This is a genomic window from Geodermatophilus sp. CPCC 205506 (genome assembly GCF_051383635.1).
Taxonomy (GTDB): Bacteria; Actinomycetota; Actinomycetes; order Mycobacteriales; family Geodermatophilaceae; genus Geodermatophilus.
In genome coordinates this window covers 14,441-26,953 of record NZ_JALPKP010000017.1, presented here as the reverse complement: position 1 = coordinate 26,953, position 12,513 = coordinate 14,441, and the positions used below count along the sequence as shown (strand labels likewise).

General features: G+C 75.6%; 14 protein-coding genes. 10 read left to right on the top strand and 4 right to left on the bottom strand.

Going from position 1 to position 12,513, the window contains the following annotated elements; all coding sequences use genetic code 11:
* Positions 1–14: 14 nt before the first annotated feature.
* Together MY520_RS11645 and MY520_RS11640 are read right to left on the bottom strand one after the other, a co-directional pair.
* Complete coding sequence (locus MY520_RS11645; protein WP_436692260.1) at positions 15–563, bottom strand: LytR C-terminal domain-containing protein; 549 nt, start codon at positions 561–563, stop codon at positions 15–17.
* 58 nt (positions 564–621) lie between these two features.
* Positions 622–1,668, bottom strand: a complete 1,047-nt coding sequence (locus MY520_RS11640; protein WP_436692259.1) for a phosphotransferase family protein — start codon at positions 1,666–1,668, stop codon at positions 622–624.
* A 320-nt stretch (positions 1,669–1,988) separates the two neighbouring features.
* Here MY520_RS11640 and MY520_RS11635 point away from each other — a divergent pair, with 320 nt between their 5' ends.
* From MY520_RS11635 to MY520_RS11605, 7 genes are all read left to right on the top strand, one after another.
* Positions 1,989–2,291 (top strand): DUF4193 domain-containing protein, encoded by a 303-nt coding sequence (locus MY520_RS11635; RefSeq protein WP_097206154.1) that lies wholly within the window; start codon positions 1,989–1,991, stop codon positions 2,289–2,291.
* A 64-nt stretch (positions 2,292–2,355) separates the two neighbouring features.
* Entirely contained in the window at positions 2,356–3,249 is an 894-nt protein-coding gene (locus MY520_RS11630; RefSeq protein WP_436692258.1) for a hypothetical protein, read from the top strand.
* Positions 3,250–3,285: 36 nt separating this feature from the next.
* Positions 3,286–3,792: a dUTP diphosphatase gene (gene dut, locus MY520_RS11625; RefSeq protein WP_436692257.1), complete on the top strand. Its 507-nt coding sequence runs from the start codon at positions 3,286–3,288 to the stop codon at positions 3,790–3,792.
* A gap of 1 nt (position 3,793) precedes the next feature.
* Complete coding sequence (locus tag MY520_RS11620; RefSeq protein WP_436692256.1) at positions 3,794–4,564, top strand: DUF3710 domain-containing protein; 771 nt, start codon at positions 3,794–3,796, stop codon at positions 4,562–4,564.
* Positions 4,561–5,361, top strand: a complete 801-nt coding sequence (locus MY520_RS11615; protein ID WP_436692255.1) for an alpha/beta hydrolase family protein — start codon at positions 4,561–4,563, stop codon at positions 5,359–5,361. The genes MY520_RS11620 and MY520_RS11615 overlap by 4 nt, the downstream gene beginning before the upstream one ends.
* Positions 5,358–5,735, top strand: a complete 378-nt coding sequence (locus tag MY520_RS11610) for an OB-fold nucleic acid binding domain-containing protein (protein WP_436692254.1) — start codon at positions 5,358–5,360, stop codon at positions 5,733–5,735. The genes MY520_RS11615 and MY520_RS11610 overlap by 4 nt, the downstream gene beginning before the upstream one ends.
* Positions 5,736–5,824: 89 nt before the next feature.
* On the top strand, positions 5,825–6,595 hold the full coding sequence (locus MY520_RS11605) for a DUF3159 domain-containing protein (protein WP_436692253.1): 771 nt from the start codon (positions 5,825–5,827) through the stop codon (positions 6,593–6,595).
* An 8-nt stretch (positions 6,596–6,603) separates the two neighbouring features.
* Here MY520_RS11605 and MY520_RS11600 read toward each other — a convergent pair whose 3' ends face one another.
* Together MY520_RS11600 and MY520_RS11595 are read right to left on the bottom strand one after the other, a co-directional pair.
* Entirely contained in the window at positions 6,604–7,272 is a 669-nt protein-coding gene (locus tag MY520_RS11600; protein WP_436692252.1) for a potassium channel family protein, read from the bottom strand.
* On the bottom strand, positions 7,272–7,940 hold the full coding sequence (locus MY520_RS11595) for a potassium channel family protein (protein ID WP_436692251.1): 669 nt from the start codon (positions 7,938–7,940) through the stop codon (positions 7,272–7,274). The genes MY520_RS11600 and MY520_RS11595 overlap by 1 nt, the downstream gene beginning before the upstream one ends.
* A gap of 164 nt (positions 7,941–8,104) precedes the next feature.
* Here MY520_RS11595 and MY520_RS11590 point away from each other — a divergent pair, with 164 nt between their 5' ends.
* The 3 genes from MY520_RS11590 to MY520_RS11580 all read left to right on the top strand — a co-directional run bounded on the left by MY520_RS11590 (position 8,105) and on the right by MY520_RS11580 (position 12,458).
* Positions 8,105–10,138, top strand: a complete 2,034-nt coding sequence (locus MY520_RS11590; protein WP_436692250.1) for an APC family permease — start codon at positions 8,105–8,107, stop codon at positions 10,136–10,138.
* Positions 10,131–11,471: a class I SAM-dependent RNA methyltransferase gene (locus MY520_RS11585; protein WP_436692249.1), complete on the top strand. Its 1,341-nt coding sequence runs from the start codon at positions 10,131–10,133 to the stop codon at positions 11,469–11,471. The genes MY520_RS11590 and MY520_RS11585 overlap by 8 nt, the downstream gene beginning before the upstream one ends.
* Before the next feature lie 252 nt (positions 11,472–11,723).
* Positions 11,724–12,458 (top strand): class I SAM-dependent DNA methyltransferase, encoded by a 735-nt coding sequence (locus MY520_RS11580; protein ID WP_436692248.1) that lies wholly within the window; start codon positions 11,724–11,726, stop codon positions 12,456–12,458.
* The last annotated feature ends 55 nt before the right edge of the window (positions 12,459–12,513 follow it).

Genomic DNA, 12,513 nt, shown 5'->3' with positions numbered 1-12,513 from the left:
GGGCAGGCCGGCCGTCAGCAGGCCGCGGCGGCGCTCTCGACGGTGCTCAGCGCCTCGGCGACCTGCTCGGCGGTGGCCAGGCTGTCGGGGAACACGAACTCCGGGCCGATCACGAGGTCGACCTGGGCGGTCGCCCGGGTGTCGAGGAAGTCGCCGGCGTCGCGCAGGTGCAGGGCCAGGTAGGCGGCCGCGTCGTTGCCGCGGGGGCCGTGCCGGATCTCGCCCACGCCGGTGACCTCGCGGTCGGTGGGGTCGTTGGCGACCTCCTCGACCACGAAACCGCGGGCCTGCAGGTCGGCGGCGACCGTCTGGGCCAGGCCGGCCGTGTCGGTGGCGTTGAACACCCGCACCGAGAGGGTGCTCGGGTCCAGCGAGGGCGGGGCCGCCGAGGCGGTCGTGCACGCCGCCGCCTGGGCCGCGTCGCGGTCCTGCTCGTCCTGCAGCACGTTCCACCAGACCGCCAGTGCGGCCAGTGCCAGCACGAGCAGGAAGATCAGCGGCGGGATCGGCCGCCGGCCACTGCGGGGGCGCACCGCGGGACGGTCGGTGGGCGGCGCGGTCACGAGCTGGTTCCCCCTCGGAGGCTGACGGTCGGCGGGAGTCTAGAGCCGCCGCAGGGCCCTAGATCGCACCGTCGTCCAGTGCGGCGCGTCCCTGCTCCACGCAGGGGTCGATGCGCTCGGCGTAGCCGGAGGTGTCCTTGCCGGCCATCGCCCCGGCCGCCGAGCGGGCGACGATGCCGGCGACGATCGCGGCGAACTTGAAGTAGGCGAACCCGACGTACCAGTTGAGGTCCGACAGGTCGAGCCCGCTGCGCCGGGCGTACCGCTCGGCGACCTCCGTGCGGCTGGGGAAGCCGGGCAGCGCGGTCACCGTGCTCTGGCCGGCGACGCTCTCCTCACCGGCCTGCGGCCAGTAGACGAACAGCATCCCGACGTCGGCCAGCGGGTCGCCGAGCGTGGACATCTCCCAGTCGAGCACCGCGCGGATCCGGCCCGGGACGTCCGGGTCGAGCAGGCAGTTGTCCAGCCGGTAGTCGCCGTGGACGATCGCGTCGCGCTGGGTGGCGGGCACGGTCTCGGCCAGCCGGGCGGCCAGCGCGTCGAGGCCGGGACGGTCGCGGTCACGGGTGGCGTCCCACTGCTTGGTCCAGCGCCGCACCTGCCGGGCCATGAAGCCCTCCGGCCGGCCGAAGTCGCCCAGCCCCACCGCTTCGTGGTCGACGGCGTGCAGCTCGGCCAGGACGTCGACCAGCCCGTCGCCGATGGCGCGGCGCTGGTCCGGCCCGTCGGCGTACCCGGGGGGGATCCGGTCCACCACGTGCAGCCCGACGACCCGTTCCATCACGTAGAAGGGCGCGCCGAGCACCTCCGGGTCGGTGCACAGGTGCAGCGTCCGCGGCACGGGGACCGGCGTCGGCCCCAGGGCGCTGATCACCCGGTGCTCGCGGGCCATGTCGTGCGCGGTGGCGAGCACGGCGCCGGTCGGGGGCCGCCGGAGGATCACCTCGTCGCCCGGTGCGCCGTCCTCCGGCCTGACCACGTAGGTGAGGTTGGACAGGCCCGCGGCGATGAGCTCGAGGCGCACCGATCGCCACCGCTCGTCCCCGAGGACACCGGCCAGGTACGGACCGACGACGGCTGGGTCAGCACCCGCGGGAGTCGACACGGGCGCAGGGTAACCTCTGGCGCTCCGCACCCCGTCCGACCCGATCCGGCTCCGATTGCGATCGTCGCCTCGCGAGTCGGGCACAAACGGGGACCGCGCGACGTTGGGGGGTCCGCTGGTCGTCCAGCGCCGTCGTCTCCCGCCGTCCGGCGGTGCTCACGGGGACGCGGACAGCCACACCGGCCGGGGCCCGAGAAGCGGGTGCCGGCCTGCAGACCACCGGTCGCCCTGCGACCGGCAAGGACGGCGGCGCCTCGGCGCCGACGTCAGACGAAGCGGGCGCCGAAGCCCGCGAGAACCCCGGAGGAGGGGCACACCCCATGGCCACCGACTACGACGCCCCGCGCCGCAACGAGGCCGACGAGCTCGGCGAGGACTCGCTCGAGGAGCTCAAGGCGCGGCGTGCCGAAGCGCAGTCCTCGTCGGTCGACGTCGACGAGACCGACTTCAACGAGAACCTCGAGCTGCCCGGCGCGGACCTGTCCAACGAGGAGCTGACCGTCCGCGTCCTGCCCAAGCAGGAGGACGAGTTCACCTGCTCGCGCTGCTTCCTGGTGCAGCACCGCAGCCGGCTCGCCGCCACCCGCGGCGACCAGCTGTTCTGCCGGGACTGCGCCGCCTGACGGAGAACCCCGTCCTCCCCAGGACGGGAGCGGTGATCCAGAGCACTCGACGGGAGGAGAGCACGTGACCGAGGACCGGGAGCGCACCGGCGCGGTGCGCGACGTCCCGCCGCCGCGTCCGGTGGCCACCACCGGGCCCGGCGACGGACCGGCCGTCGAGAGCCCCCTGGGCCGCGCCGGCCGGGTGCTCGCCGACGCCGTCTCCGGGCTGCTGGGCGGTGCGGCCGGCACCCCGGTCGAGGACGGGCGCCGGCCGGCCGCCGCCACCCTGCGGGATGTCGTCTCGGCGGTCGTGTCGGCCGCCGGCAGCCGGGTCGGGCGCGGCAGCGCGCCCGCAGCCGGCACCGCGTCCGCCGCCGAGGGTGACGACAGGTCGCCGGTCGCCCTCCTGGGCGACCTGCTGGCCGCCGCCGCGCCGCGGCTGCCGATCCGGGACGCCGCCCGGCTGCGGGTGGCGTACCCGGGGGCGGCCGACGACGAGATCGCCGACCTGCTGGTCGCCCGCGCCGGCCGGCTCACCGCCGGCATCGGTGCGGCGACCGGCGGCATCTCGGCCGCGCACTGGCTCGCCCCGCCCTCGCTGCTGGCGCTGCCACTGGAGCTCGCCGCGGAGACGGTGCTGACCGCGGCGGTCGAGGTCGTCCTCATCGGGGAGCTGCACGAGCTCCACGGTCGGCCGGCCCCCGGCGACGCCCGCGCCCGCGCCGGCGCGTACCTGTCCAGCTGGTCGGCGCAGCGCGCCGTCGACGGCGCGGCGGTCGCCCCGGGTCTCGGCGCCCTGCTGGGCACCGCCGGGCTGCGCACGCTGCGCCTCCGGATGACCCGGCGACTGGCCCGCTCGATCCCCGCGGCGGCGCCGTTCCTCGTCGGCGCGGCGCTCGGCGGCCGGGGCAACCTCAAGGCCACCGAGAGCCTGGCCGGCCGCGTCCTCACCGACCTGCGGAAGCTGCGCACCTGACGGCGACCGCGCGACCGCGCCACTAGGGTCGCCGACGTGCCCGACCCCGACGCGACCGTCCCCGGGTCCGGCGCCCCCGAGGTGGACGTGCCGGTCCGGCTGTCCGCCCCGGGCGGCGCCGTCCCCGCCTACGCCCTGCCCGGCGACGCCGGCGCCGACCTCACCCTCGCCGAGGACGTCGAGCTCGCGCCGCTCCAGCGGGCGCTCGTGGGCACCGGGGTGGCCGTGGCCATACCGGAGGGCTACGCCGGCTTCGTGCACCCGCGGTCCGGGCTGGCGCACCGGCTGGGACTGAGCCTGGTGAACGCGCCGGGCACCATCGACGCCGGCTACCGCGGCGAGATCAAGGTCAACCTGGTGAACCTGGACCCCACGACCCCGCTCACGCTCCGCCGCGGCGACCGCGTCGCCCAGCTGGTCGTGCAGCCGGTGGTGCGGGCCCGGTTCGTGCCGGTCGAGGAGCTGCCCGAGAGCACGCGCGGCAGCGGCGGGCACGGCTCGACCGGCGGCCACGCGAGCGCACACGCGAAGGGACGCAGCTGACATGCCGTTCGGACGGCGACGCAACCGGATCGACCGCAGCCTCCGCGAACGCGGGGTGCCGCCCGAGCCGCAGCACCGCGTCCGCGAGGTCGAGGAGACCGCGGGCCCCTGGGACGCGGCCGACGCGCCCGACGACGGGGTCGCCCGCGTCGACCTGGGCTCGCTGCGGCTCCCCGCGGTCGCGGGCATGGAGCTGCGGGTCGACGTGAACGCCCAGCAGAAGGTGATCGGGGCGACCCTGCGGGTGGGCGAGTCGCTGCTGCAGGTGTCGGCGTTCGCCGCGCCGCGGGCGGCCGGCATCTGGGACGAGGTGCGGGCCGAGCTCGCCCGCAGCGCCTCGGGTCAGGGCGGGTCGCTCACGGAGGTCGAGGGGCCGTTCGGGACGGAGCTGGCCGGAACGGTCCTCACCACGCCGCCGGCGCAGGCCGGTCAGCCCGCGCCCCAGCCGGTCCGCCGGGCGGCCCGCTTCCTCGGGGTCGACGGCCCCCGCTGGTTCCTCCGCGGGATGCTCAGCGGCCCGGCGGCGGCCGACCCGGAGGCCGCGCCCGAGCTGGAGGAGGCGTTCCGGCGGATCGTCGTCGTCCGCGGGGCCGAGCCGATGCCCGTGCGCGAGCAACTGCCCCTGACCCTGCCCCCACAGGCGGCGGCGCAGGTGGCCGCCCAGCAGGCGGCCCGCCAGCAGCTCGCGGCCCAGCAGGCGGCCCGCCGGCAGGCCCCGCCCGGGGGCGGGACACCGGCTGCCGGCGGCACCCAGCCCGCACCCGGCGCGTGAGGACCTCCTACGGCCCGCACCCCGACCAGTTCGTCGAGCTGACCCTGCCCGACGGCGGGGGCCCGGCACCCGTCGTCGTGCTGCTGCACGGCGGCTTCTGGCGGGCCGCCCACGGCATCGAGCTGGCCCGGCCCCTCGCCGCCGACCTAGCCGCGGCCGGGTTCGCCGCCGTCGCCGTCGAGTACCGGCGGGTCGGCGCCGGGGGCGGGTGGCCGGCCACGCTCGAGGACGTCGCGGCCGCCGTCGACGTGCTGCCCGACCTCGCGCGGGAGGGGGGAGACGCAGCCGGCCAGCTGGACCTCGCCGACGTCGCCGTCGTGGGCCACTCCGCGGGCGGGCACCTCGCCGCCTGGGTGGCCGGTCGCGGGCGCCTGCCGGAGGGGGCGCCGGGCGCGCGCCCGCGGGTGCGGATCGCCGCCGCGGTGCTGCAGGCCGGCGTCCTCGACCTGACCCTGGCCGCCGCCCAGCGGATGGGCAACGGCGCGGTGCAGGGCCTCCTGGGCGCGGAGCCGGACGAGGCCCCCGAGCGGTACGCCGCGGCCGACCCGGTCCGGCTGGTGCCCGCCGGCGCCGACCTGCTCTGCGTGCACGGCCGGTCCGACGAGTCCGTCCCACCGGAGCAGAGCGCCCGCTACGCGGCCGCCGCGGCTGCGGTGGGGGAGCGGGTCGACGTGCGCCTGGTGGACGGCGACCACATGGTCCTGATCGACCCGGCCGGGGCGCCGTGGGCGCTGGTGCGCGACTGGCTGCGGGAGCGCGCCGCGCGCCCGCGGGGCAGATCTACGCTTGCACCGTGACCGATACCCGTTCGGGCGGCTGGCTGGCGCGGACCCTGCAGCGCCTGACCGCCGACGACCAGACCATCGATGCCGAGCAGTTGCGCGAGGGCGCGGCGATCGCCGGCTGCGAGCCGGTCAGCGCCTGCCGCAAGGGGGCGGTCGTCACGGTCACCGGCCGGCTGAAGTCGGTCGTCTACACCCCGCGCGAGACGGTGCCCACCCTGGAGGCCGAGCTCTTCGACGGCTCCGGGTCGGTGACGCTGGTGTGGCTGGGCCGGCGCCGGATCCCCGGCATCGAGCCCGGGCGCACGCTCAGCGCCCACGGCCGGTTCGCCTCCTTCGACGGCCGGCAGGTCATCTACAACCCCCGGTACGAGCTGAGCGCCGGGTGACACCTGTGCCCGAGGGGGAGGGCCGCCCCGGGCCGGCGGAGACCGGCCCTCACCCGGCCGGTGGACCGCCGGGCGGCGAGCCGGCCACCGTGACGTTCGACCGGCACCTGGTGCTCGAGCAGCTCGGCGGCTGGCGGGGCATGCTCGACGCGTCGCTGCCCACGGTGGCGTTCATCGTGGCCAACTCCCTCGGCGGGCTGCGCGCCGGCATCTGGGCGGCGATCGGCGCCGCCGTCCTCGTCTTCGCGCTGCGCCTCGTGCGCCGGGAGAGCGTCCAGCAGGCCGTCAGCGGCCTGTTCGGGGTGGCGATCGCGGTCGGGATCGCCGCCGCGTCCGGCCAGGCCCGCGACTTCTTCGTCCCCGGCCTGGTCCGCAACGTCGCGCTCGGCGTCGTGCTGATCGGCTCGATCGCCGTGCGCTGGCCACTGGTCGGCGTCCTGGCCGAGTTCCTGGCGCCCAGCCACCTGGGGGCGATGGCCTCGCACAAGCTGCCGGGGCTGCGGAAGAAGCTGGACCGGGTCAGCGCGACCCTGCACCACCGACAGCCGCCGGACCCGGAGACCGGCGAGCGACCGGCCGACCCCCAGCCGGAGCGGCACTGGCGCGAGGACCGTCGGATGGTGCGCGCCTACTCCTGGCTGACCCTGCTGTGGGGCGCGACGTTCCTGATGCGCGCCGTCGTCCAGTTCGTGCTGTACCGGGCCGACGAGGTGGAGCTGCTCGGCACCGCGTCCCTGGTGCTGGGCCTGCCGGTGACCGCGGTGGAGGTCGTCGTGACGCTCTGGGTGGTGGCGCGGCTGCACCGGCACCGCTCCGAGCCGGCGGACGCCGGCCCGGAAGAGCAGCGCCCGGCCGCCTGAGGCCTCGTTCAGCCGGCGTGGGCGGGGGAGAGGACCTCCTGCAGCTGCTCCTCGACGTCGGCGTGCGTGATGAACAGCAGCTCGTCGCCGGCCTCCAGCGGCTCGTCCGGGCTGGGGTTGATCACCCGGTCGCCGCGCAGCAGCGCGGTGAGCACCGTCTCCCGGGGCAGGGGTACGTCGCGCAACGGCCGGCCCACCCAGGGCGTGTCCTCGGCGAGGGTGATCTCGACCAGGTTGGCCGCGCCCTTGCGGAAGCTCATCAGCCGGACGACGTCGCCGACGGTCACCGCCTCCTCGACGAGCGCGGCGATCACCCGCGGGGTCGAGACGGCGACGTCGACGCCCCAGGCCTCGGTGTAGAGCCACTCGTTGCGCGGGTCCTTCACGCGGGCGACCACCCGGTTGACCGCGAACTCGGTCTTGGCCAGCAGGGACACCACGAGGTTGGCCTTGTCGTCACCGGTGGCGGCCACCACGACGTCGCAGGTGGCCAGCTGCGCCTCCTCCAGCGAGGAGACCTCGCAGGCGTCGGCCTGCACCCACTCGGCGCCGGGAACGGCCCGGGTGCGCACCTTGCGGGCGTCCTTCTCGATGAGCATCACCGTGTGCCCGTTGTTGAGCAGCTCGCCGGCGATCGACCGGCCGACAGCGCCGGCGCCCACGATGGCCACGCGCATCAGTGATCCCCTCCCTCGGGGCCTCGCTCGACGACCTCGTGCACGCGCTGGGTGACCGCGTCGGTGGCGGCGACGACGAGCTGGTCGCCGTCCTGCAGCACGGTGGCCGGGGTGGGCAGCTGGGCGTCGCCGAAGCGCACCAGCCAGGCCGCCCGCGCGCCGGAGGCGGCCTCCAGCGCCGAGAGCTTCTTGCCTACCCAGCCCTCCGTGACCGTCACGCGCATGAGCAGCACCTGGCCGGTGGGCTCCCGCCACAGCTCGCTGACCTTGACCGACAGCAGCTCGCGCAGCAGCCGGTTCACCGTCCAGGGGACGGTGGCCACGCTGGGGATGCCCATGCGCTCGTAGACCTCGGCGCGCTTGGAGTCGTAGATCCGGGCCACGACGTGCTGGACGCCGAAGGTCTCGCGGGCCACCCGCGCGCTGATGATGTTGGAGTTGTCGCCGCTGCTGACCGCGGCGAACGCCCCGGCGGAGTCGACGCCCGCGTCGAGCAGCGTCTGCCGGTCGAAGCCCAGACCGGTCACCTGGCGGCCGGCGAAGTCGGGCCCGAGCCGGCGGAAGGCCTCGGGGTCCTGGTCGATCACCGCGACGCTGTGGCCGATCTCCTCGAGCCGGCGGGCGATCGCCGATCCGACGCGGCCGCAGCCCATCACGACCACGTGCACTGAGGGCTCCCGATCGCAGATCCGTGGTGCGCCGGGCGCCGTCCGCCCCGCGCTGTCCGGCCGCGAAGCTACACCCGGGGACGTCGCCCGCCGACGTCCGGAGCGCCGGAACTCACCCTCGCGGAGGCGGCGCGCAGGCTCCCGGCGTCCGTACCATCGCCGCCGTGCCCAGCCTGTCCGACCTCGGACAACTCCCGAAACGGCTGGTCGTCGGCCGGCCCGTCCGCAGCGACCGCGCCGGCGAGTCGCTGCTGCCCAAGCGCCTCGCCCTGCCGATCTTCGCCAGCGACCCGCTCTCCTCGGTGGCCTACGCCACGCAGGAGATCCTCATCGTGCTGACCCTCGCCGGGACGGCCTTCCTGTACCTGGCCCCGTGGCTGGCCATCGCGGTCGTGCTGCTCCTGACCACGGTGGTGCTGTCCTACCGGCAGGTCGTGAAGGCCTACCCGTCCGGTGGGGGCGACTACGAGGTCGCGTTCAAGAACCACGGCCAGTTCGCCGGGCTGACCGTGGCCAGCGCCCTGCTCGTGGACTACGTGATGACCGTGGCGGTGTCGGTCGCGGCCGGCACGGACAACATCATCTCCGCGTTCCCCACGCTGAACGAGCACCGGGTGCTCATCGCCGTCGGGCTGGTGGCCGTGCTGGCCGCGGCCAACCTGCGGGGACTGCGGGAGTCCGGCCGCACGTTCGCCGCCCCCACGTACCTGTTCATCACCGGGATCCTGGTGATGGTGGCCACGGGCCTCGTGCGGGACCTGTTCACCGACTCGCCGGTCGTCGCCGAGACCGCCGGCTTCTCGATCTCACCGGAGCCCGGTTACGAGCAGCTGACCGGCCTCGCGCTGCTGTTCTTCGCGCTGCGGGCCTTCGCCTCCGGCTGCACGGCGCTGACCGGGGTCGAGGCGATCGCCAACGGCGTCCCGGCGTTCAAGCCGCCGAAGAGCCGGAACGCCGCCACCACGCTGGCCCTCATGGGCGGCATCGCCGCGGTCATGTTCGCGGGCGTCACCGCGCTCGCCCTGGCCGCGGAGGTCAAGTACGTCGAGCACCCGTGCGACCTCGAGGGCTTCGCGAACTGCGAGACCGAACCGCAGCGGACGGTCATCGCCCAGGTGGCCGCGGCGACCTTCGGCGGGGACACCTCGCCCGGCTTCTTCTACATCCAGGCGGCCACCGCGCTCGTGCTCGTGCTGGCCGCCAACACCGCGTTCAACGGCTTCCCGCTGCTGGGCTCGGTGCTGGCACAGGACCGGTTCATGCCGCGCCAGCTGCACACCCGCGGCGACAAGCTGGTCTACAGCAACGGCATCCTGCTGCTCGCCGGGTTCGCCGCGCTGCTCATCATCGCCTTCGGGGCCGACGTCAACCGGCTGATCCAGATGTACATCGTCGGCGTCTTCACCAGCTTCTCGATCGGCCAGTGGGGCATGGTGCGGCACTGGAACCGGGAGCTGCGCGGCCGGCCCGACCCGGCGGTGCGCAGCCGGATCCGCCGCTCGCAGGCGATCAACGCCGTCGGCGGCACGCTGACCACCGTCGTCCTGGTGATCATCGTCGTCACCAAGTTCACCCGCGGCGCCTGGCTGGTCCTGCTGGTGATGCCGGTGCTGTTCCTGCTGATGAAGGCGATCAACCGGCACTACTCGCACGTCTCCGAGCAGCTGATCCCCGACACCGACTCGCGGATGCTGCCCAGCAAGGTGCACGCGATCGTCCTGGTGTCGAAGGTGCACAAGCCCACGCTGCGGGCGCTGGCCTTCGCCCGGGCGACGCGCCCCGACCAGTTGACCGCGCTGACCGTCAACGTCGACGACGCCGAGACGCGGGCGCTGCAGGGCCAGTGGGAGAAGTACGACATCCCGGTGCCGCTGACCGTCCTGGAGTCCCCGTACCGGGAGATCACCCGGCCGGTCCTCGACTTCGTCAAGGGCATCCGGCGGGACAGCCCGCGCGAGCTGGTCGTCGTCTTCGTGCCGCAGTACGTGGTGGGCCACTGGTGGGAGAACGTGCTGCACAACCAGAGCGCCCTGCGGCTGCGGGCCCGGCTGCAGTTCCAGCCCGGCGTCATGATCACCACGGTGCCGTGGCAGCTGGAGAGCTCGGTCGGGCGGGACGAGGACAACGGCGGCGGTCCGGCGCCCGGCGACCTGCGGCGCGGGCTGACCGACGACGCCGAGGTGACCCCGTATGGATGAGGACCCCGCTGCCCCCCGCCGCTCGCAGGCTCGCGGCCGGCCCCGGCAGCGGGGCCGGGACCGCGGGGCACGGCCGGATCGCGGCGGCGGGTGGACCGGACGCGAGTTCGAGGTCGCCATCGGGCCGGTCGCCCACGGTGGGCACTGCGTGGCCCGGCACGAGGGGCGGGTCGTCTTCGTGCGGCACGCCCTGCCCGGCGAGCGGGTGGTGGTCCGGGTGACCGAGGACCGGCACCCGGGCTTCTGCCGCGCCGACGCGATCGACGTGCTGGCGGCCTCGCCGGAGCGGGTGGAACCGCCCTGCCCGTACAGCGGGCCGGGCCGCTGCGGCGGGTGCGACTGGCAGCACGCCGACCCGGCCGAGCAGCGCCGGCTGAAGGCGGCGGTGGTCCGCGAGCAGCTGGCCCGCCTGGCCCACCTGCCGGACGTCGAGGTGACCGTCGAGGCCCTGCCCGGCGGTCCGCTGCGCTGGCGGTCGCGGGCGCGGTTCGCTGTCGACCGCTCCGGGGCGCCGGGGCTGCGCCGGCACCGGTCGCACGACCTGCAGCTGCTCGACGACTGCCCGATCACCGCCGAGCCGGCCGCCCGCGCGGTCCTGGGACGGCGCTGGCCGGGTGCGGGGGCGGTGGACGTCGCCGTCGACACCACCGGCACGGTGACCACGACCCGGCTGGACCGGCAGGGCCGGCCGCAGTCGACGCGTGTGCTCCGCCCGGGCGAGGACGTCCCCGCCGAGCCGGCCGGCCGCACGTCGCGGTCCGCCGCCGGCCGCGACTGGGAGGTCGAGGGCACCGGCTTCTGGCAGGTCCACCCCGAGGCCGCCGACGCGCTGGTCGCCGCCGTCGAGACGTTCGCCGACGTGCGGCCGGGGGAGACGGTGCTCGACCTCTACGCCGGCGCGGGCCTGTTCGGCGGGGCGCTCGCGCCGCTGGCCGGGCCGGACGGGCGTGTGGTCTGCGTGGAGGCCGACCCGGCCGCCTGTGCCGCCGCCGAGGCCAACCTCGCCGAGCTGCCGCAGGCCGAGGTCTGGCAGGGCGAGGTGGACGCCGAGGGGCTGGCCGGGCTGCTGGACGAGCTCGGCGCCGGGCCGGACGTCGTCGTCCTGGACCCGCCGCGGGCGGGCGCCGGGCAGGAGGTGAGCCGGGTGCTCGCCGCAGCGACCCCCCGCGCGGTGGTCTACGTGGCCTGCGACCCGGCGTCGCTGGCCCGCGACGTCGCCGTCTTCGGCGCGGCCGGCTACCGGCTGGCGGGGATCCGTGCCTTCGACGCCTTCCCCATGACCGCGCACGTGGAGTGCGTGGCGCTGCTGCTCGGGGACCCGGTCCGGCCGTAGGGGAGGCCGGGCGCCGGCTGCCGGGGACGGCGCCGCCGGGCCGCCTGTCGCCGTCCTCCTGGCTCAGGCCGGCTGGTGGCCGTGCACGAGGGGGCTCCCTGCCGGTCTGGGCGGGCCGGCTGCCGGCGATCACCTGGTGGGCGGGTCGCCGTCCCGGGCGCGCGGCAGCGCTGCCGACGGCTGCGGCCGGAGGTCCTGCCGTACCGGTACCGACGCGTCTACGCTGCCACCGGCCGTCGCGAGGAGACAGGCATGGACAGAAGGCAGAGCAGTCGGGATGCCCTGTACGAGTCATATGCCACGACGCACGCGGGCACGGCCGGGAGGACGTCCCCGACGGCCCTCCAGGAAGTGGTGCGGCGGCTCCCCGACGACCGCAGGGGCCCGGTCGTCGACCTCGGGTGCGGCCAGGGTGCGCTCGTGGCGGCCATGCGGGCCGCGGGATACACCCGGGCCCGGGGCATCGACGTCAGCCCTGAGCAGGTCGCCATCGCCCGGCAGTCCGGCATCGACGGTGTGGAGCAGGGGGACGTGCTGGAGGTGCTGTCGGCGTCCCCGGGACAGTTCCTGGCCATCACGGCGACCGACTTCTTCGAGCACCTGACCCGGGAGGAACTGCTGGTCCTGCTGCCACAGGTCCGGGCGGCGCTGCGTGACGGTGGCGTGCTGGTCGGCCGGGTGCCGAACGCGGTGAGCCCGTTCGGCGGCAACTACCGGCACGGCGACTTCACTCACGAGTCCTGGTTCACCGCACGCAGCGTCCGCCAACTCATGGCCGTCGCCGGGTTCGCGGGCGTCGACGTCTACCCGTCGGCGCCCGCGCCGCACGGGGTGGTCAGCGCGCTGCGCCGGCTCGTCTGGACGTTCTACAGCGGCTTCTTCAAGCTCGGCCTGGCCGCCGAGACCGGGGTCCTGCGCGGCAACATCGTCACGCAGAACCTCGTGTTCGTCGCGCGGCGCGGACCGGGCTCTCCGATGACCGCGTGACGGGGCCTGAGCAGCCCCGGCTGCAGGCCGCGGTGGTCCGCGAGCAGCTGACCCG